The 20,606-nt window shown below is 66.8% G+C and carries 16 protein-coding genes, 1 tRNA gene and 1 riboswitch; of the genes, 12 read left to right on the forward strand and 5 right to left on the reverse strand.

Going from position 1 to position 20,606, the window contains the following annotated elements; all coding sequences use genetic code 11:
- The first annotated feature begins 93 nt into the window (after positions 1-93).
- On the forward strand, positions 94-1,254 hold the full coding sequence (locus ACTHQX_RS15525) for a globin domain-containing protein (protein ID WP_440158113.1): 1,161 nt from the start codon (positions 94-96) through the stop codon (positions 1,252-1,254).
- A gap of 141 nt (positions 1,255-1,395) precedes the next feature.
- Here the strand turns inward: ACTHQX_RS15525 and ACTHQX_RS15530 are convergent, their stop codons facing one another.
- Positions 1,396-3,222: a phosphoenolpyruvate carboxykinase (GTP) gene (locus tag ACTHQX_RS15530; RefSeq protein ID WP_440158112.1), complete on the reverse strand. Its 1,827-nt coding sequence runs from the start codon at positions 3,220-3,222 to the stop codon at positions 1,396-1,398.
- A 278-nt stretch (positions 3,223-3,500) separates the two neighbouring features.
- Here ACTHQX_RS15530 and ACTHQX_RS15535 point away from each other — a divergent pair.
- Positions 3,501-3,574, forward strand: a tRNA-Arg gene (locus ACTHQX_RS15535).
- 75 nt (positions 3,575-3,649) lie between these two features.
- Here the strand turns inward: ACTHQX_RS15535 and ACTHQX_RS15540 are convergent.
- Complete coding sequence (locus ACTHQX_RS15540) at positions 3,650-4,378, reverse strand: FadR/GntR family transcriptional regulator (protein ID WP_440158111.1); 729 nt, start codon at positions 4,376-4,378, stop codon at positions 3,650-3,652.
- A 130-nt stretch (positions 4,379-4,508) separates the two neighbouring features.
- Between ACTHQX_RS15540 and ACTHQX_RS15545 the strand changes: the two genes are divergently transcribed.
- From ACTHQX_RS15545 to ACTHQX_RS15565, 5 genes are all read left to right on the forward strand, one after another.
- Positions 4,509-5,966: a dihydrolipoyl dehydrogenase family protein gene (locus ACTHQX_RS15545; RefSeq protein WP_440158110.1), complete on the forward strand. Its 1,458-nt coding sequence runs from the start codon at positions 4,509-4,511 to the stop codon at positions 5,964-5,966.
- A 67-nt stretch (positions 5,967-6,033) separates the two neighbouring features.
- Complete coding sequence (locus ACTHQX_RS15550; protein ID WP_440158109.1) at positions 6,034-6,780, forward strand: ABC transporter ATP-binding protein; 747 nt, start codon at positions 6,034-6,036, stop codon at positions 6,778-6,780.
- Positions 6,777-8,813, forward strand: coding sequence for a YhgE/Pip family protein (locus tag ACTHQX_RS15555; RefSeq protein WP_236806744.1), 2,037 nt, complete (start codon positions 6,777-6,779; stop codon positions 8,811-8,813). The genes ACTHQX_RS15550 and ACTHQX_RS15555 overlap by 4 nt, the downstream gene beginning before the upstream one ends.
- Positions 8,810-9,460, forward strand: a complete 651-nt coding sequence (locus ACTHQX_RS15560; RefSeq protein WP_236806742.1) for a TetR/AcrR family transcriptional regulator — start codon at positions 8,810-8,812, stop codon at positions 9,458-9,460. The genes ACTHQX_RS15555 and ACTHQX_RS15560 overlap by 4 nt, the downstream gene beginning before the upstream one ends.
- 17 nt (positions 9,461-9,477) lie before the next feature.
- On the forward strand, positions 9,478-10,131 hold the full coding sequence (locus ACTHQX_RS15565) for a hypothetical protein (RefSeq protein WP_440158108.1): 654 nt from the start codon (positions 9,478-9,480) through the stop codon (positions 10,129-10,131).
- 64 nt (positions 10,132-10,195) lie between these two features.
- Here ACTHQX_RS15565 and ACTHQX_RS15570 read toward each other — a convergent pair whose 3' ends face one another.
- The 3 genes from ACTHQX_RS15570 to ACTHQX_RS15580 form a co-directional block, all read right to left on the reverse strand.
- Entirely contained in the window at positions 10,196-10,723 is a 528-nt protein-coding gene (locus tag ACTHQX_RS15570) for a SixA phosphatase family protein (protein WP_236806732.1), read from the reverse strand.
- Positions 10,724-10,764: 41 nt separating this feature from the next.
- Positions 10,765-11,640, reverse strand: a complete 876-nt coding sequence (locus ACTHQX_RS15575) for a winged helix-turn-helix domain-containing protein (RefSeq protein ID WP_236806730.1) — start codon at positions 11,638-11,640, stop codon at positions 10,765-10,767.
- A 598-nt stretch (positions 11,641-12,238) separates the two neighbouring features.
- Entirely contained in the window at positions 12,239-13,087 is an 849-nt protein-coding gene (locus ACTHQX_RS15580) for a hypothetical protein (protein WP_440174613.1), read from the reverse strand.
- Between the two features lie 197 nt (positions 13,088-13,284).
- On the opposite strand from ACTHQX_RS15580, the gene ACTHQX_RS15585 reads away from it, so the two are divergent.
- From ACTHQX_RS15585 to ACTHQX_RS15605, 5 genes are all read left to right on the forward strand, one after another.
- Positions 13,285-14,025: a response regulator transcription factor gene (locus tag ACTHQX_RS15585; RefSeq protein ID WP_102972689.1), complete on the forward strand. Its 741-nt coding sequence runs from the start codon at positions 13,285-13,287 to the stop codon at positions 14,023-14,025.
- 3 nt (positions 14,026-14,028) lie between these two features.
- Positions 14,029-15,642 (forward strand): HAMP domain-containing sensor histidine kinase, encoded by a 1,614-nt coding sequence (locus tag ACTHQX_RS15590; protein ID WP_440158106.1) that lies wholly within the window; start codon positions 14,029-14,031, stop codon positions 15,640-15,642.
- Positions 15,643-15,746: 104 nt separating this feature from the next.
- Positions 15,747-15,902, forward strand: a riboswitch (cyclic di-AMP (ydaO/yuaA leader).
- A 3-nt stretch (positions 15,903-15,905) separates the two neighbouring features.
- A complete protein-coding gene (locus ACTHQX_RS15595; RefSeq protein ID WP_236806724.1) occupies positions 15,906-16,775 on the forward strand; it encodes a hypothetical protein in 870 nt (289 codons plus the stop codon).
- A 274-nt stretch (positions 16,776-17,049) separates the two neighbouring features.
- A complete protein-coding gene (locus ACTHQX_RS15600) occupies positions 17,050-18,546 on the forward strand; it encodes a glycosyltransferase (RefSeq protein ID WP_440158105.1) in 1,497 nt (498 codons plus the stop codon).
- Positions 18,543-20,597: an ArnT family glycosyltransferase gene (locus ACTHQX_RS15605; RefSeq protein WP_440158104.1), complete on the forward strand. Its 2,055-nt coding sequence runs from the start codon at positions 18,543-18,545 to the stop codon at positions 20,595-20,597. Before ACTHQX_RS15600 ends, ACTHQX_RS15605 begins: the two co-directional genes overlap by 4 nt.
- Positions 20,598-20,606: the final 9 nt, after the last annotated feature.

Below are 20,606 nucleotides of genomic sequence, written 5' to 3' on the forward strand. Positions count from 1 at the left end.
AGAAATAGACATGTAGAAACTCGTATTTCAAATACCAATATCTACAGTTTCCGGTCCGGCCAAAGACCCCGGACCACTAGCTCAGGAGTATCGATGCTCTCGGACAAGTCCCGTCCCGTTATTGAGGCCACACTGCCGCTGGTGGGCTCGCGAATCGGCGAAATCACCCCCAAGTTCTATAGCCGCCTGTTTGCCGCGCACCCGGAACTCCTGGACGGGCTGTTCAGCCGCTCCAACCAGCGCAACGGCAACCAGCAGCAGGCCCTGGCCGGAAGCATCGCCGCGTTCGCCACCCACCTGGTCAACAACCCGGATACCGTCCCGGAAACCGTGCTGTCCCGCATCGCGCACCGCCACGCCTCCTTGGGCATCACCGAGCCGCAGTACCAGGTGGTCTATGAGCACCTGTTCGCAGCCATCGCCGAGGACCTGGCCGAGGTCATCACCCCGGAAATCGCCGAAGCCTGGACCGAGGTGTATTGGCTCATGGCCGATGCCCTGATCAAGCTGGAGAAGGGCCTCTACGCGGCCCAGGCGAACACGAAGATGTGGATGCCCTGGACCGTCGTCGAAAAGACCCCCGCCGGCACGGGATCGATGACATTCACCCTGGCGCCTGCGGATGACACCCCGGTCACCGCCGCACTTCCGGGCCAGTACATCAGCGTCAAAGTCACCCTGCCGGACGGCCTTCGCCAGGTCCGCCAGTACTCGCTCTCCGGCGACGCCGGCACCAGCCGCAGCTTCACCACCAAGATCGACGACGGCGGGGAGGTCTCCCCCGTGCTCCACAACAGCGTGGAGGTCGGGGACGCCATCGAAATCTCCAACCCTTACGGCGAAATCACCCTGAAGGACGGCGACGGCCCTGTGGTTCTCGCCTCCGCCGGTATTGGCTGCACGCCCACCGCCTCGATCCTGCGTTCCCTAGCCGAAACCGGCTCCGACCGCCAGGTGCTGGTCCTGCACGCCGAGAGCACCATGGACAACTGGGCACTGCGCTCCCAGATGACGGACGACGTCGAGCGGCTCGGCGGCGCCGATCTCCAGCTCTGGCTGGAGGAACCGCAGGCGGGCACGAAGTCCGGCTTCATGTCCCTGCGTGAGGTGCACCTGCCCGCCAACGCCTCCCTGTATCTGTGCGGCCCGCTTCCATTCATGAAAAACATCCGCAACGAGGCCATCGAGGCAGGCATCCCCGCAACACGCATCCACTACGAGGTCTTCGGCCCGGACATCTGGCTGGCGGCGTAGCCCCTCCGGCCGGGGAGTTTTTGTCCACTTGTCACGACTTTAGGCGCGTGTAGCGCCCAATACCTGGACAAAAACTCCAGAACGGACGACGGCGGCCCCGCACCTTTGAAGAAAAAGGTGCGGGGCCGCCGTCGTACTGGTCTAGGCCAGGCGGGCCTTCAGGCCTTCCAGCTCCTGCTGGAGCGCGGCGGGCAGCGAATCGCCGAAGTTGGCGAACCACTCCTCGATCGAGGCGAGCTCGGTCTTCCACTCGTCGGCGTCGACGCGGACGGCGTCCTCCACCTGGGCGGGGGTCATGTCGAGTCCGTCGAGGTCAATGGCGTCGCCGGTCGGGACGAAGCCGATGGGGGTCTCCACGGCGTCGGCCTTGCCTTCGAGCCGCTCGATGGCCCACTTCAGGACGCGGGCGTTGTCCCCGAAGCCGGGCCAGGCGAAGCCACCCTCTGCCGTGCGGCGGAACCAGTTGACCAGGAAGATCTTGGGCAGGCGCTCCGGGTTGGCCTTGGCGGACAGGTTGACCCAGTGGTTCAGGTAGTCGCCGGCGTCGTAGCCGATGAACGGGAGCATGGCCATGGGGTCACGGCGGACCACGCCCACGGCACCGGCCGCAGCAGCGGTGGTTTCGGACGACAGGGTGGAGCCCATGAAGATGCCGTTGGTCCAGTCGCGGGCCTCGGTGACCAGCGGGATGGTGGTCTTGCGGCGGCCGCCGAACAGGATGGCGGACAGTTCCACACCGTTGGGGCTGTGGTACTCCTCGGCCAGCATGTCGATCTGGTCGATCGGGGTGCAGAAGCGCGAGTTCGGGTGGGCTGCCGGCTTGCCGGACTCGGGCGTCCAGGAGTTGCCCTGCCAGTCGGTAAGGTGCGCCGGGGTTTCCTCGGTCATGCCCTCCCACCAGACGCCGCCGTCGTCGGTCAGCGCAACGTTGGTGAAGATGCTGTTGCCCTTGGCGATGGCGCGCATGGCGTTGGGGTTTGTGCCCCAGCCGGTGCCGGGAGCCACACCAAAGAGGCCGGCCTCGGGGTTAACGGCCCGGAGCTCGCCTTCCTTGCCGAACCGCATCCAGGTGATGTCGTCACCCAGGGTCTCGACCTTCCAGCCCTTGATGGTGGGGTCCAGGAGAGCAAGGTTCGTCTTGCCGCAGGCGGACGGGAAGGCAGCCGAGACGTAGTAGGTCTTCTGTTCCGGCGAAGTGAGCTTGAGGATGAGCATGTGCTCGGCGAGCCAGCCCTCGTCGTGGGCCATGACCGAAGCGATGCGCAGGGCGTAGCACTTCTTGCCGAGCAGCGCGTTTCCGCCGTAGCCGGAGCCGAAGGACCAGATGGAGCGCTCTTCGGGGAAGTGCACAATCCACTTGTCCGGGTTGCAGGGCCACGGGACGTCTGCCTGGCCGGCCTCCAGCGGAGCACCCAGGGAGTGCAGGGCCGGAACGAAGAAGGCGTTGGTTTCGGTGATCCGGTTCAGGACGTCCGTGCCGATGCGGGCCATGATGCGCATGGAGGCGACAACGTAGGCGGAGTCGGTGATCTCGACGCCGAACTTGGGGTCCTCGGCGTCGAGGTGGCCCATGACGAACGGGATGACGTACATGGTGCGGCCGCGCATGGAGCCGGAGAACAGCCCGCGCAGCTTCTCCTTCATCTCCGCCGGGGCCATCCAGTTGTTGGTGAAGCCTGCATCGTGCTCCTTTTCAGAGCAGATGAACGTCTGCTCTTCGACGCGGGCCACGTCAGCGGGGTCCGAGAAGGCAGCGAAGGAGTTGGGGAACAGGTCCTGGTTCAGCCGCTTCAGGGTGCCGGCCGCGACGAGTTCGCCGGTGAGGCGGGTGTTTTCTTCCTCGGATCCGTCGACCCAGTGAATCCGGTCAGGCTGGGTGAGCCCAGCGACCTCTTCAACCCATGCCAGCAGACCGGCATGGGTGGTGGGTGCTTTCTCAAGCAGCGGCAGTCGCGCCAAGTGGGCCATTGCAGTTCCCTTCCTCGGGTTCAGTGGTGTGTGCTAAATGCTATTTCTGATGATCTGGACCAATTAGCGGTCAGACATCGGATGTCCTGCCCGCCGGGACTCAACTTCCGCGGAAATTCAAGGAATTTCGATTTAGAAAAGTCGAAATTAGTGACGAAGGTCACGTAGACCGGTCTAGTCGCGTAAATTACACGGTTCTCGATTTGGAACTAAGGCCGTCCTCGCGTAAAGTTATTCGAGGTTCGGGGCGAGCGAAAAACTCGCCGGAAACCGGAGATGCGCCCATAGCTCAGCTGGATAGAGCGTCTGTCTACGGAACAGAAGGTCAGGGGTTCGAATCCCTTTGGGCGCACAAAGAGAAGGTCCGCACCGGGAAACCGGTGCGGACCTTCTGCTTTAAGCATGGGTTAGTCCGCAACCGGGCTTCCTATTCGGCAACCGCCTCACGTATCCGCTGGCGGAACCCCTCGAAGTGGTGCGTCAGCTCGCGGGCTGCCCGGGCCCTGTCCCCGGCAGCCACTGCCGAATAGATGTTCCGGTGCACTGCAGCCAGTGCCGGCAGATCCTCCACTCCGGGTCCGACTTCGGCATAGATCTTGCGGTAAACCTTCCAGAAGACGCCGAGCAGGTTCAGCAGGAGTTCATTGTTAAGGGGTTCAAAGAGCCTGCGGTGGAACTCGGCATCGGCTTCCACAAAGGCATCCCCCGCTTCCGCGCTCTCCTCCATGCGGTTCACGGACTCCTCGATGGCGGCCAGCTGTTCGGCCGTCATCTCATCCATTGCACTTCCAATGAGCCCCACCTCCAGCGCGTGCCGGACGTCCACGAGCTGCCGCGCTTCCAGGCCATGGTGGCGCAGCGAGAGCCGCCCGCGGAAAATCAGACCGTCGGCGAGGGATTCGAAATTGCTGGGTGCAACGAACATGCCGAAGCCGTGCCGGATCTCGATGACCCCCAGCGCCTGCAGGACCTTCAGTGACTCCCGCAGGGTGTTCCGGCCCACGCCGAGGGCGAGGCACAGCTCGTTTTCGGTGGGAAGGGCGTCGCCGGGCTCCAGTCCACGGTCGAGGATCAGCTCCATAATGTCCGACTGCAGGGCGCGCAGGCGGGCCTGGGCACCGAAGCGGGCCGGCGGAACCACGTTGGAGGGCTGCATGGAAGGCTCCTTTGCACTGTCCGTACTTTTCCTCACCGTAGCGGATGTCCCATGTCCCCAGAACGGCGGGGTTCATTGTTACGGCAGCGCGTGCCGAAGTCCGCGGCAGGCCTGGGCGTAGGCTTTTGCCATGCCACGTCTTGTTGAACGGGAATTCGATGTCATTGTGATCGGCGCAGGCGCGGCAGGGGAAAATGCCGCGGACCGGGTGGTGCAGGGCGGCCTCACGGCGGTCCTGGTGGAAGCCGAGCTGGTGGGTGGCGAATGCTCCTACTGGGCGTGCATGCCGTCCAAGGCACTGCTGCGCCCGGGCACCGCACTGCACGGGGCCCAGTCAGTTCCAGGCGCCAGCGAGGCCGTGACACGAACCCTTGACGCGGCCGCGGTCCTCAAGCGGCGCGACTCCTTCACGTCCCACTGGCAGGATGCCAGCCAGGTGGAATGGGTGGAGGGCGCAGGCATCGAGCTGATCCGCGGCCGGGCACGCATCACCGGCGAGCGGACAGTGGGGGTAGCCGGGCTGGACGGCGACGATTACGCACTCACGGCGCGTCACGCCGTCGTGCTTGCCAACGGCTCCACGCCCAACCGGCCGCCCGTCGACGGGCTGTCCGACGTTGAGTACTGGGGCACGCGGGAGGCAACTTCGGCAAAGGAAGTCCCCGGACGGCTTGGCGTGTTGGGCGGGGGCGTCGCCGGAACCGAGCTTGCCCAGGCGTTTGCCCGCCTCGGGTCCACGGTCACGCTGGTGGCGCGCAGCGGGCTGCTGCGCAATTTTCCCAATGAGGCCGCGGAACTGGTGGCCGCCGGCCTGCGGGCCGACGGCGTGGAGCTCCGGCTCGACACCAAGACCCGCAGCGTCCGCAGGAACTCGGACGGTTCCCTGACGCTCACGCTCGACGGCGGCGACACCGTTTCGGTGGACAGGCTGCTGGTGTCGACCGGCCGGCGGCCCGCGCTTGAAGGGCTGGGGCTGGACAGTGTGGGGCTGACCGCCGCCGACGGCAAGCCGCTGACCGTCAGCACCGATTCGACCGGTCTCGTAGCGGAAGCATCGGGCAATGACGATGCTCCCTGGCTGTACGCGGTGGGCGATGCAGCAGGCAAGGTGCTGCTGACCCACCAGGGCAAGTACGAGGCCCGGGCCACCGGCGCAGCCATTGCCGCCAGGGCCAAGGGCGAGCTGCGCGGGGAGCCTGGGCCGTGGAGCCGGTACGCGCAGACAGCCGACGAACATGCCATTCCCAACGTGGTGTTCACCGACCCTGAGCTGGCCAACGTCGGCAGGTCGCTGGAGCAGGCCCGCAAGGACGGCTACAGCGCATCATCGGTGGAGTTGCCCATCGAAGTCGCCGGCTCCTCCCTGCACGCCCGGAACTACAAGGGCTGGGCGCAGCTGGTGGTGGACGAGGACCGCAAGGTGCTCCTCGGCGCAACGTTCGCGGGGCCCGACGTTGCCGAACTCTTGCACGCGGCGACCATCGCCGTCGTCGGCGAAGTTCCGCTGGACCGACTCTGGCACGCGGTTCCCGCCTACCCCACCATCAGCGAGGTCTGGCTGCGGCTGCTGGAAAAGTACGGCCTCTGATTTCTATTTGAACTGACTAGTCAGTTCAGTTAGGCTTGAAGCAGACAACTTCTGCGAAAGGCTCGCTTTGCTCTGCGCACGACAGCTCAGCGTCAAAGGCCGGCGGCTCGACCTCCTGCCGCCGACGTCCCTGCAGGTGGCCCGCGGCGAACTGCTGCTGGTTGCCGGTGACCGCCAGGACCGGCGCACGGCCCTCGCCCTGGTGCTCAGCGGCAGGATGAAGCCCGACGGCGGCACCGCCAGTTGGGACGGCTCGGCAGGGGTCCGGCCGCTGCGCCGCGCCAGCGCACTGGTGGACTCCCCCGGCGTCAACGAACCCGAACAGCACCTGAGCGTCGCGGACCTGGTGACGGAGGATCTGGCCCTGATCCCCCGGCGCTACCGCGGCGCCCTGCTCAGCAAGCCGTGGCTGAAGGTCAACCGCTTCGAGGACGTCGCCGGCCTGTGGACGGAGCAGCTGCCGCCGGCGCGCCACACCGAGCTCCTCACGGCGCTGGCCCTCGCCAACCCCGGGACGGACCTCCTGGTGGTGGACTCCCCTGACCGGCACGGTTCCGATTCTGCCCACTGGCTGCCGCGTCTTACGGAGTTGGCGTACGACGGCGGCCGGCCCCTCGCAGTCGTCGCAACCGTCATGTCCCTCCCGGACGGCTGGACCGGTCCGACTGCGGAAATCGGCAACGCCGCCACCAATCCTTCCGCAGGGAGTTTTTGTCCAGATAATGGCCCCAAAACGCCCCCGAAGTCCGAATATGTGGACAAAAACTCCAGCGTGACCGGCGCCTCCAGCGTGAGCGGTGGGGCGGTCAAGTGACTGTCTTGCGGCTGGCGCGCTCCGAACTCAAGCGCATGACCGGCGGGCTGCTGCCCAAGCTGACCATCTTGGCCCTGGCCCTGGTGCCGCTGCTCTACGGCGCGGTGTACCTCTACGCCAACTGGAATCCGTACGGCAACCTCGACCGGATCGACGCCGCGCTCGTGGTTGAGGACACCGGGGCGGCCACCGGCAGTGGAACCCGGCTGGAGGCCGGGCGGAAGGTGGCGGACAGCCTCCTCGACGGGCACGTGTTCAACTGGCAGACGGTCCCGTCCGCGGCAGAGGCGGACCAAGGCGTCAGCGACGGAAAGTACGCCTTCGCCCTCAGGATCCCGAAGGACTTCTCCGCCAACCTGGCCTCGCCCGGCAGCTTCGATTCGGCGGCCCAGGCCATGCTCAACGTCACCACCAACGACGCCAACAATTACCTGCTGAGCACCATCGTGGACAAGCTGACCACTGCCGTCCATGCGTCGGTGGCCAAGGAAGTCGGCGCGGAGACAGCCAACCAGCTCCTCACAGGGTTCGGCACCATCCACACTCAGATGGTGAAGGCGGCCGACGGCGCCACCCAACTGGCCGACGGCGCCACCCGGGTGCACAAGGGCACCGTGACTCTGCATGAGGGAACCGGGAAGCTGGAAACCGGGGCCGCCGACCTTTACAACGGCCAGGTCAGGCTGCGTGACGGGGCCAACGAACTCTCGGCCGGTGCCGGACAGCTGAGCGGAGGGCTGGCGGAGCTGCGCGACAAGACGGCCGGGCTTCCGGCGGACGCGCAGCGCCTCGCTGACGGTGCCGCGCAAGTTGCGGCAGGAAACGCAGCGCTCAACAGCAAGGTGCAGGACGCCGTCGGGCAGCTCGGGGCAGCAGAAAATGACCTCCGCGGCCGGCTGCAGGAGTCCAGCAGCAAGCTGGTGGCCGCCGGCGTCCTGACCCAGGAACAGGCAGAAAAGGTGCTCGCGGAAGTTGATTCCGCAGCTGCCTCCGGCCCGGTCAGCGACGCCAAAGCGAAGATCCAGGCAGACGCCGCGCAGATCCAGCAGCTTTCCGAGGGATCAGCTGCGGTCAGTGCCGGCGCGGCGCGCCTGGCCGCCGCCGCCCCAGCGCTGACCGGCGGCATCTCGACGGCGTCTGACGGGGCAGAGCGGCTGGCAGCCGGGGCCGCAACGCTGGCAACCGGAGAGCAGATGGCCGTGGACGGTTCCGCCGCCCTCTCGGCGGGCGCCCGGAAGCTCGACGACGGTGCGGCGCAACTGGAAAGCGGAGCGGGCACCGCCGCGGCCGGTGCCGGGAAATTGGCTGACGGTTTGTCCCGGGGAGCCGGCAAGGTCCCCCACCCCGATGACTCGCAGAAGAGCAGCCTCTCGGCCGTGATGTCCGATCCCGTTGCGGTCAGCAACGTCTCGCAGGCAAAGGCCGGCTCCTATGGTGCTGGCCTGGCTCCCTTCTTCATGACCCTGGCCCTGTGGATCGGCATCTTCATGCTGGTCCAGGCCATGCGGCCCATCACCCAGCGCGCCCTGGCTTCCAACGCGCCGGCCTGGAAGATCGCCGTCGGGGGCTGGCTACCGTTCCTGGCGGTGTCCGCCGTGCAGGCGAGCCTGCTCACCGTCGTCGTGAACGTCGGCCTTGGGCTGCATCCTGCCCATCCGTGGCTGATGTGGCTCTTCCTGCTTGCCGCCGCCATGGCGTTCAGCGCCATCATCCAGGGCGTGGTGGCGCTGCTCGGTTCGCCGGGAAAGCTGGTGGTGCTGATCCTGCTCGTGCTGCAGCTGGTCTCCTCCGGTGGCACTTTCCCGTGGCAGACAACACCGGAACCACTGCACGCCGTCCACCGGGTCCTGCCCATGGGTTACGTGGTGGATGGCATGCGGCACCTGGTCTACGGGGCGGACCTGTCCCTGATCCCGGCCACGGTGGCGGGGCTGTTTGGCTACACTTTGCTGGGGATGGCACTTTCGACACTGGCCGTCAGAAAGAACAAGTTGTGGACCCTTAAGACCCTGAAACCGGAGATCGCTGTATGAGCACGCTGGAGGCGGACCAGGAACCCGCTGCACCGAGGAAGCTCCGCCCCGGCCGGACCAACGCCACGAAGCAGAAGCTGTTCGAGGCATCCATGGACCTGATTGGGGAACGCGGCGCAGCAGGTGTGACGGTGGATGAGATCGCCGCTGCGGCCGGGGTGTCCAAGGGGACCGTCTACTACAACTTCGGCAGCAAGTCCGACCTGATCGCCCAGCTCCTGCGGCACGGCGTCGACATCCTCGAGGCCAGGCTGCTCAGCGTCAACGGCGGAACGGCGGACCCCCTGGCCGGCATGGAGGCGATGATCGGCCAGGCCATGGATTTCATGGCCGAGTATCCGTCCTTCGCGAGGCTGTGGGTGGGCGAACAGTGGCGCACTCCGAGCGAATGGCAGGACACTTTCGCCGAGCTCCGGACCAGGCTCCTGCGCGTGATCGGCACGGCAATCGAAAACGTTGCTGCGCAGTACCCGGTGGACGCCACCATTTCCCGGGGAAGCCTGGAAGCGGCCGTGTTTGGCGCCTGCTTTGTGGTGGGGCTGGACCGCCAGACATACAACCCCGAACGGAGCCGTGACCAAAGCGTTGCAGCCATCATGACAATCATGCGCGGCTACGTGCTGAAGGGGCCCGATCCTCAGGGATGATTAGTCCCATGCGTCACATGGGTAACAGCGGAAAGACAGCGATCGGTGCGTTTGCCGCAGCGGCAGGCCTGCTGGTGCTGACGTCCATCACGCTCGAAGAGGCGGCGCTGGTTGCATTCCTCGGCGCGGTGGCCGTGGGGTACGTGGCGTCCGTGGCGGAAGCCTTTGCCCGCCACCGTTACCTTGCCCTCCTGGCGGGCGGGGTGGGAACCAGCCTGTTCATCGGGTGCAGCATCGCCTTCATGCGCACGTGGGGACTCGCCTTCAACCAGGATGCTGCCGCTCTGGGCCGGGCGGTAACCACCCGGGATTCGGACATCTATTTCTATCTGGCGGCAGCCTCGGGATGCCTGACGCTGCTGGTGCTGTTCTGCGCGGCGGTCTGGCCGCCCCGGAGGCGGCCCCAGCGGAAAGAACCCACGCGACCCACCGGTCCAGCCAGGCCCCGGGGTGCGGGTCCCGCCCGGGGTGTGGGTTCTGCCCGGGCTGCCGGAGCACCGGCCCGTCCTGCGGCGAGGCTTCCGGCGGGTGCCCGGCAGCCCGCGCAGCGACCGGTTCAGCAAAAATCTGTTCAACCTGTCCAGCAGGCAGCCCCGCGGAAACCTGCCCAGCGAACGCCGGGCCAGAGAACGCCCGCCCAGCGGTCCGGCGGACGGACGCCCGGCCGATAATTCAGCGGCAACCATGGGGCCGGACCGGCACATCCAAGCCCGTTCCGGGCGCCGGGGCGTGAGGCTAGTGTGCGCGCGGGACCTTGAAGTGCGTGATCTTGGCATCCTGGCCATCAAGCTCCGCCCAGGGCTTCTCGGTCTCCAGCACGGTCAGCCCGCTCGTGGGAAACCGCGTTGCGGCATCCATGTAGGCATCGTGGTTGGAATCCCGCGAGGCGAGGTGCATGGCCAGATCCTGCACGCCGGGCATGTGGGAGATCACCATCAGAGTGGTCACCGTGTCCGGCACGTGGTTGATGACCGCAAGCATGCGCAGTGCGGAGGCGCCGTAGAGGCCGTCCTCAAGTTTCGGCGTCGGAGCCTTCTCACCGAGTTCGCTGCACACCCACGTGCACGTCTGCCGAGTTCGCAGAGCGCTGGAGCACAGGATGAAATCCGGGACGATGTTGTGCTTGAGCAGCCATTTGCCCGCGAGGGGGGCCTCGCGGTGGCCACGCTCCTCCAGGGGACGCTCGTGGTCCGCCACCCCGCCCGGCCAGTCGGCTTTGGCGTGGCGCATAAGGACCAGCCGCTTCTTGTGGTGAGCACTCATGGACTCACCCTACTAGCCGCGGAGGCCGGTGGGCGGAGGTACTAGATCGAGTACTCCGGAGCGGCCCAGACAACGACCTCCGGGTGCTCGTAGAAGCGGTAGCCCTGGCCACGGACGGTACGCACCGTGTTGGCAAGGCGGCCGAGCTTGGAGCGCAGGCGGCGGATGTGGACGTCGATGGTGCGCTCGTTCGGCACCTCTTCGGCGTTCCGCCACAGGCCCTCGAGCAGTTCGTCGCGGCCCACGGTGCGGGTGCCGTTCTCCACGAGGTAGTTGAGCAGTTCGAATTCCTTGAACGTCAGGTTCAGGGACTCACCGTCGAGGTGCACTTCGCGGCGGGCGAGGTCGATCAGGACACCCGACGGGCGGGGATCCTGGGCCGGCTGCACGCGGGCGGTCTCGGTGCGCTGCCGGGCGTTGACGGTGGGGTCGCCGAAGGTGGAACGGACGACGTCGAGCGCCGAACCGGGGGCGCTGGACGGCGCCACAGCGACGGCCGCGTAGCTCTCGGCTCCGGTAACCAGCGACTGGGCATAGGCCCGGATCTCCTGGGCAAGCTTGGCGATCGAGGTGCCGGCGGCAGCCGCGGTTTCCTCGTCAATGCCCATGTACAGGACGAACCCGCGGGCAACGTTTTCATTGGGTACGGCGCGGACCGGTGCGGCGGCGGCCGGGGCCACAAGCGGCGTGGGCGCGGTGATTGGCGCGGCTTCGTCTGCCTGGACGGCGCGCAACTGGCCGTAGGAGTTCGGATTATAGCCCTGGGGTGCGTAACCCGGAGCGGCGGGAACACTGTTTGCCTGGCCACCCGGGGCGAAGGCGGGGCGGGCGCCGAATCCCTGCCGCAGGCCAGATGGCTGGCCTGCCTTGTTGGCGTTACGGACTGAGATGTGGACGTATCCGGATGCAACTGACATGTTTGCTTACCTCAATGTGAATGGCCGTCATCGCGGCTCGAATGCTTGGGTCCCCGCAATGGTTCTGGGGAGGGGCGCCCTACGCTGGGCTGGGGGCGAATGCCTAAAAACTTCGTGGGGTGGTGAAAGTTAGGCGTGCATTCGACAACAGCGCATGTCGGCAGCAGCTGGTGTGCTGGGCCAATGTTCTGCGGCTGCAGGTGCTGTTGAGTTCTTGTTCACATTTGAAAGTGTGCAACGTAACAATGAAAACTTGCAAGTAACAATGGACGGAAGTGTCCGGATGCTGAGACGAACCGCCTGATTGTGTGATAACTCACAGTTTTGCCGTTGACCGATTTTTCGATTTATTTTCTTGACCGGACGGTCGGAAAGCCAGGTCTACAGAATCTTCTTCGATTTTTGCAGTCGAAGTCGCTGAATATTCAATGACGTTTCAGTTACCGAAAACCCGCAGCCGCCGTTAGCCGGTTGTCCAGCTATGACGCGCTCCGGAGGAAAATTTTTCCTCCGGGTGCGGTTGGGGCTGTAGTCAAGTTCCTCATACCGACGGCGGCAGCGCCCGGTTCGCCCGGGGCGCCGCGCCGTCGTCCTTGCATCAGCTGGACTGGCCGGTGCCGCTGGTTCCTCCTAGCTGCGTGGCTCCGCCTGATCCGGTGCTCCCGCCAGACAGTGTGCTCCCGCCAGACTGTGTGGTGCCGCTCAGTTGCACGCTCTCCGCCGGAAACGCCGAGCCGTCTTTGCCGGCCACAATCCGCACAGCGGCTCCGGCAACGATGTCGGCCACTGTCAGGTCGCCGGTTGCCGACTCCTGGCGCCGCTGCAGCATGTTGCTCACCACCGTGTCGTCGCTGAGCGTGTACGTGCGGGTGAACCCGTCGGCGCTCTTCACCGTGACCGAACCGGAGGCTACGGTGGAAACGCTGCCGAGCTGCGCCACCTTGGTGACGTACGCCCCGTTCTCCTCGACGACGTACTCCGAATGGACGGCCGCCGAAACGCCGCTGCCCATGCCGCCCAGGCCGTTGGGCGCGAAGTCGTCTCCCTGGCCCGGCACCGTTCCGCCTCCCGGCGCCTGCATGCCCGGACCGCCCAAAGACCCGCCATCCTGCGGCACCCCTCCCTGCGTGCCGCCCTGGCTCAAACCGCCCTGCGTTCCACCTTGCGCCAACCCGCCCTGGGCCCCTGCGGCCGTTCCACCGGCAGCGGCAGCGTTGCTGCCCAAACCGTAAGCGGCGCCTCCTGCGCCAGCGGCCAGAACCGTGGCCGCACCGGCCACGACCAGCCCGCGCTTCATGGTCCAGTGCTTGCCGCCGGCCGCCCAACCTCCCACTTTTCCTGCCGACGGCGGCCCTCCCCAGCCTGGCCGGTATGGGTACCCATCCGGCTGCGGCGCCGGAGGCAGGGGTGTGGTTTCTGGAACAGGTACAGGCTGCTGTCCGCTCATTGCGATCTCCTTAGGGGTTGCGGAAGTGTCCGTTCCAGACTGGAAAGCCTTCCTGTGTTTGGCCTGTGCGGCGCAAGAGCCATGCCTGTGACCTGAAAATCCGTACGCGGCGCCTTTCAGCTCGCTACGCTGGGATTCACAGCTGGCGCACAGGATTGCCAAAGCGGCGGCTAAACACCAGAACGGAGAGTTGTCACATGGCCACTTCGCACTCCATGACCAACAACCTTCCCCAGCTGACCCACCCTGACGGATCCCCCATCCGTGCGCTCGTGGTCGACGACGAGCCGAGCCTCTCAGAACTAATGAGCATGGGCCTGCGCATGGCCGGCTGGTCGGTGGCCATCGCTGCCGACGGCCCCGAGGCCGTGAAGCTCGCCAAGGAGTTCCGCCCGGATGTGCTGGTGCTTGATGTGATGCTTCCCGGATTCGACGGCGTTGAGCTCCTGGGCAGGATCCGCGCCTTCGCGCCGGAGGTCCCGGCGCTGTTCCTCACCGCCAAGGACGCGGTACAGGACCGGATCGTGGGCCTCGCCGCGGGCGGCGACGACTATGTAACCAAGCCGTTCAGCATGGAGGAAGTCCTGCTGCGCCTGCACCGGCTGGTCCAGCGCTCCGGCGTCGCCGCCATGGACTCCGCCGAGCTGGTGGTGGGCGACCTCGTCCTGAACCTCGACACGCGCGAAGTCACCCGCGCCGGCGACGAGCTGCAGCTGACAGCCACCCAGTTCGAGCTGCTGCGCTACCTCATGGAGAACCCCAAGCGCGTGGTCAGCAAGGCCCAGATCCTGGACCGGGTATGGAACTACGATTTTGGCGGCCAGGCCAACATCGTCGAACTGTACATCTCCTACCTGCGCAAGAAGGTGGATGCCGTGCACCCGCCCATGATCCACACGGTCCGCGGCGCGGGCTACGTCATCAAACCGGCAGAGTAGGCCGTGGCAAAACTTTCCGGAGCCGCGCGCACTCAGCGCCGACGCTGGCTAAAGCCGGACACCTGGCACCTCCGCACACGCCTGGTCCTCGTCGCGATGGCTCTCCTCGTGGCCATCTGCGGCGCGATCGGCCTGTTCAGCTACGCCTCGATGGACTCCTATCTGACCCAGCAATTGGACAAGCAGCTCTCGGATGCGGCCCACCGCTCCAGCGACTTCGGCCGTCCGCCGCTCGGCAATCAAGGGACCAGGCCCGATCCATTGGATGCCCGCGGCCAGAGGGTCGGCACGGTCACGGCGCGAATCGAGAACGGCGCCGTCATCAGTGCCGGTCTCATAGCCGCCGACTCCACCCGCGCCTCGCTGTCACCTTCAGACAACCAGGTCCTCCTGGAGCTCCGCCGCAACGGCGTGCCCGTCGAGCGCACACTGTCCTCAGGCACCTACCGCCTGGTCGCCGCGCAGGCGCCGTACGGGGACGTCATCGTCACCGGGCTCCCCCTCGCGGAAAAGCAGAACACCCTGACGTCCCTCGTGTGGACGATTACCATCGTCTCGCTGGGCGGCCTCGTGCTGATCGGCCTGGCCGGGACGGTCCTCATCCGCCGCACCATGAAACCGCTGGAGCAGCTCTCCGAGGTGGCCACCCAGGTCTCGCGCCTGCCGCTGGACGCCGGTGAGGTGGCACTCGCTGTCCGCGTCCCGCCGTCGAACGCCCATCCCGGAACTGAAGTGGGCAGCGTGGGCCACGCCCTGAACCAGATGCTGGACAACGTGTCCAATGCTTTGGAGGCGCGGCAGGAAAGCGAAATGAAGGTGCGGCAATTCGTGGCAGACGCCTCCCATGAGCTCCGGACGCCGCTCACGGCCATCCGCGGCTACACCGAGCTGATGCGCATGACCGAAAAATTCACTCCGGACGGCCAGCGGTCCCTGGCACGCGTGCAGAGCCAGTCAGAACGCATGACCGCCCTGGTGGAGGATCTTCTGCTGCTGGCGCGGCTCGACGACGGGCAGCCGCTCAAGCTCAGCGACGTGGACCTCACACAGCTCGTGATCGAGACCGTCAGCGACGAAAAGGTCATGGCACCGGACCGGGCGTGGCACCTCGACCTTCCCGAAGAACCTGTGTCCGTTCGGGGCGATGCATCGCAGCTGCACCAGGTGCTGGTCAACCTGCTCTCGAATGCCCGCAAGCACACGCCGCCCGGCACCACGGTGACCACCGGCGTGATGCGGTCGGCTGACGGCAGCGCTGTGATTACGGTCACGGACGACGGCGCCGGCATCCCGCCTGAATTCGTGGACAAGGTCTTCGCTCGCTTTGCCCGCGCAGACGCGTCACGTGTGACCCCGGCGCAGGCGCCCCCGGCACCTGCATCCGCAACGGCGACGGGTTCCATTGCCGGTGCCGCTAGCGCCCAAACAACCCTCCGCACCCCCGAATCGCGGGGGGAAGCCGGGGTTCTGTCGGCCGAGGGAACCAGCGGCCTTGGCCTGTCCATCGTGCAGTCCATCGTGGAGGCACACGGCGGGACAGTGGAGGTCACATCCCGGCCTGGCCGGACGGAATTTGCCGTCCGGCTGCCCATGCAAGGCGCCGCGCCGTCGTCGTGATGTCCGTTACCTAAATGTGACTTAATCAGAAGCCTCCTGTACGGTCGATAGAGTGCGGCCGCCACTAGAGCCGCATCTCCGGATTGACGCCCAGCTCTGCCGCTTCCCGGATTCCGCTAGTTCAGGCAGAGGCGGGGGAACCAGAGTCCCGGGCTTTCCGCATCAGCCCTTGGGGTGAAGCCGACACGTGAATTTTCCGTGCGGCCGGATGACCTCATCCGAACCCGACAGCTAACTCCGCAGGTGTTGAGAGGCAATCAACCATGTCTGAATTCAAGGCACAGGCGCGCCCTGATCGCGCCTCCCAGCAGTCCGACCGCAATATTTCCCGTCACCGTGCAGAGCCGGTTCGGCCTGCGACGGCTTGGGGCCGCCTGACCGGAAGCCTTCCGTCCTTCGGGCGCCGGGCAGCCGTCCTTACCACTGCCGCAGCCGTGCTCGTTGGCGTCGGCGCCGCAGGCCAGGCGGCCGACCAGGCTGCGCCTTCCGCCGCCCCAACGGCAGCGGCCACCGCCGACGCCGGGCAGACCCTGAACTTCGACAAGACGCTAATCTCCGCGCTTCCTGCCCCGTCCGCGGCGTCCATCGCTCCGCAGTCCTCGTCCCAGGCTGCCGCCGCCAAGGCCGCCACTGCGAAGGCTGCCGCTGCCAAGGCGGCCGCCGCAAAGACTGCCGCCGCCAACGCAGCGGCTGCCAAGACCGCCGCCGCTGCCAACGCCGCCGCGGTTGCCAAGGCCAACGCTGCCCAGGCGGCCGCTGCCAAGGCTGCCGCCGCGAAGGCTGCCGCCGTTGCCAAGGCGAAGGCCGCTGCGCCTGTTGCCCTGAATGATCCGGCCGGCGCACAGGCCTACGCGGCCACCAAGCTGGGGTCATACGGCTGGGCCGCAGACCAGATGCAGTGCCTGAAACGGCTCTGGACCAAGGAATCGGAATGGCGCACGACGGCCACCAACGCGAGCAGCGGCGCCTACGGCATCGTCCAGTCCCTGCCCGCCGAGAAGATGGCGACCGCCGGGGCGGACTACCGCACCAACTACCGCACCCAGATCAACTGGGGCCTGGACTACATCCAGGAGCGCTACGGCTCCCCGTGCGGTGCGCTGAACTGGCACCTCGCCCACAACTGGTACTGAGAGTTCCCCGGCCAAGCCAGCCGATGACGAGCACTTTTGCACCGCTTTAGGCTGAACGCCTGAGTGCGAAGGGCCCCGGATCCGCAAGGATTCGGGGCCCTTCTGCGTCCCCCCTCTTCCTGCCGCAGGCAAAGTGGTGCACAAATGCAGCGCGGTGCAGCGAACGCGGCAACCACAGCCGATGCTGGCAGCCGGCGAGCGCCGATGTCACGTCCACAGCCCCCGCACAGCTCGGCCCTAAAACCCTCATAACCCTAGCGGCCACTGTTGAGGCATGACCATCACAGACCAGGCCTCCGGAACCCCGCCGCACTCTCCGCTGCGCACCGCGCACCCTCATGCCCGCACCGCGGGGCACGAGCCCGCGCATTCCCTCGGCGGGCACAGCCGGCGGTCGCCCATCGACACCGCCACCGCGGTACCGGTTCTGGACGTGACCATCCCGGTCTACAACGAGGAACGCGACCTGGAGGAGTGCCTGCGCCGGCTCCACGCCTACCTGCGTGGCACGTTCCCGCACTCGTTCCGCATCACCGTCGCGGACAACGCCAGCACCGACGGAACGCTCAAGGCGGCCGAACGGGTGGCCCGGGAACTCCGGGAGGTGACCGTGGTGCACCTTGAGGAAAAGGGCCGCGGCAACGCCCTGCGGAAAGTCTGGTTGGCTTCGCCCTCGCCCGTTCTGGCTTACATGGACGTGGACCTCTCCACCGACCTGGCTGCGCTCGGCCCACTGCTGGCCCCGCTGCTCTCTGGCCACTCGGACCTGGCCATCGGCACGCGGCTGGCCCGCAACTCCCGGGTGGTCCGCGGGCAGAAGCGTGAATTCATCTCCCGCAGCTACAACTTCATGCTGCAGTCCCTGATGGGCGCCCACTTCAGCGATGCGCAGTGCGGCTTCAAGGCCATCCGGGCCGACATCGCCCAGCAGATCCTGCCGCATACCGTGGACACCGCCTGGTTTTTCGACACTGAACTCCTGGTCCTCGCCGAACGGTGCGGCCTCAGGGTCCACGAGGTGCCGGTGGACTGGACCGACGACCCCAGCTCCAGCGTGGACATCGTCCAGACTGCGCTCGCGGATGTCCGCGGCATGGCCCGGCTCAGCAAGGACATGGTGACCGGCCGCATCCCCGTTACCGAACTCCGGGCGGCCCTGGCCCGCGGCCCCCTCCCCGCCGCTTCACGCGGTCAGGAACAGAGTCCGGGCGGCAGCCTGTTCGGCCAGCTGGTCCGGTTCGGCACCATCGGCGTGGCCTCCACTCTGGCCTATCTGGTCCTCTTCTACCTCTGCCGCAACCTGATGGACCCGCAGCTGGCCAATCTGCTGGCCTTGCTCACCACGGCCGTGGCCAACACCGCGGCAAACCGGCGCTTCACGTTCGGCATCGCCGGCAACAGTGATGTTGCCCGCCACCACTTTGAAGGGTTGCTCGTTTTTGGGATCGGGCTCGCCCTCACCGCCGGGGCGCTTGCCCTGGTCCACAGCGGCGCGCTTCCAGGAGGCACGACGCCGGACCGCTGGGTTGAGCTGGTGACCGTCACCGCCGCGAACCTCGCCGCCACCGCCGTGAAGTTCCTCCTGTTCCGGCTGTGGGTCTTCCGACGGCGGCCCGTCGCCACCAACGCTCCCGCAGATTTCGCCGCATCTTCCACCAAGGCTCCATCAGATCCTGCCGCATCTTCCACCAACGCTCCAGCAGATCCTGCCGCCTCCGAGCCATCCCTCCCGCAGTCATCCGCCCCGACCACAGAAATGACGCACTCATGAGCACCACCGTCACTCCCCCAGATCGGACGACAGATCAGACGATCGACCCGACAACAGATCCATCGGCAAGCACGGCGGACCCCGCGCCGCCCCGTGCCAGCACAGGTTCCAACCCGGAACGAACCCGCCGGACCGGCAGGGCATCCCGGCTGCTCGTAGGAAACCAGCCGCGCTGGATCCGGCCCTCCGCGGCAGCGCTGCTGGCATTCACCGCCGTGCTCTACCTGTGGAACCTCGAAGCCACGGGATACGCCAACTCCTTCTATGCCGCAGCCATCCAGGCTGGTACCAAAGACTGGACAGCGCTGCTGTTCGGCTCCCTCGACGCCGGCAATGCGATCACCGTGGACAAGCCCCCGGCGGCCCTGTGGATTCCCGCCCTCGTAGGCCGGGTCTTTGGTTTTTCGCCCCTGAGCATGCTGGTGCCGCAGGCACTCATGGGGGTGGCGGCCGTCGGGCTCCTTTACCTGACGGTCAAGCGCATCTCCGGACCCGCGGCGGGACTGCTCGCCGGCGGCGTGCTGGCGCTGACTCCGGTGGCAGCGCTGATGTTCCGGTTCAACAACCCTGACGCGATGCTCACCTTGTGCCTGGTGCTGGCCGCCTACCTGACCACCCGTGCCATTGAAAAGGCAGGCTGGAAGTGGCTGGCCGCAGCCGGCGCCGTGATCGGCCTGGCGTTCCTGACCAAGATGCTCCAGGGCTTCCTGATCGTTCCCGGCCTCGCACTGGCCTACCTCTGGGCCGCCCCGACGAACCTCGGCAAGCGATTCCTGCACCTCCTCGCCGCTGCAAGCGGCATCCTGCTGGTGGCCGGCAGCTACATCTCCCTGTTCCAGCTGACGCCGGTCACGGGCAGGCCCTACATGGCCGGATCCGAAGCCAACAGCTTCCTGGAACTGACCTTCGGCTACAACGGCCTGGGCCGCATCACCGGCGTCGAAGGCGGCGGTGGCGGCATGCCCGTCGGCGGTGCCGGCGGCATGGGCGGGAATGTCGGTTTCGGCGGTGCCGCCGGGATCGCCCGGATGTTCGGGGCCAGCTTCGGCGGCGAGGTGTCCTGGCTGCTTCCCTCGGCCCTGATCCTGCTGGTTGCGGGCCTGTGGTTCACCCGCCGTGAAGCACGCACATCCCGTACCCGCGCGGCCCTGGTCCTCTGGGGCGGCTGGCTGCTGGTCACCGCCGGCATCCTGAGCTTCATGAGCGGAACTGTCCACCCGTACTACGCCGTTGCGCTGGCCCCGGCGATCGCCACACTGGTGGGCATCGGCTCCGTGGAACTGTGGCGCGGCCGCGCTTACGTGCCGGCACGGATCACGCTGGCCGGCACGGTCCTGGCGTCGTCGGTCTGGTCCGCGGTGCTGCTGGGACGCGACGCCACCTGGCTGCCCTGGATCAGGGTGGCCGTGGTGATCCTCGGCGTGCTGGCCGCTGTCGCACTGCTGCTCCGGCTCGATTCGCTCCGGGCTGTTCCCGCCCGGTTCCGCAAGGCGGCAACGGCTACCGTCGTGGCGGTTTCGCTGCTGGCCGGCGGGCTCGGCAGTACTGCGTGGACCTTCGCCACGACGGCGCAGCCCCATTCCGGATCAATTCCGACGTCGGGTCCCACCGCCTCTGCGATGGGCGCACCGGGCGGGCAGGGCGGACGCGCCGGCTTTGCCGGACCGGGTGGCTCCGGCTCGGGCCTGGCAGACGGCTCGGGGCTGGCAGACGGTTCCGGCACGGCGAACTCCGAACTCACCGCGCTGCTCAAGGCCAGCACCGCCAAATGGTCCGGAATTGTTTCCGGCGCCAGCCAGGCGGCCAGCCTGGAACTCGCCACGGGCACCAGCGTGATTGCCCTGGGCGGCTGGAACGGCGGCGACCCCTACCCCACGCTTGTGCAGTTCCAGGAGATGGTGGCCAACGGCGAGATTGGCTACTTCATCTCCGGCGGCGGAATGGGCGGAGGCGGCGGACGCGGCGGAAGCTCCGAGGTGGCCACTTGGGTTGCCGCCAACTTTGAGGCCCAGACCGTGGGCAACTCCACTGTCTACAAGCTGACCGACTAGGCAATCATG

It is taken from the genome of Arthrobacter sp. SAFR-023 (assembly GCF_051965295.1).
Lineage (GTDB): Bacteria > Actinomycetota > Actinomycetes > Actinomycetales > Micrococcaceae > Arthrobacter.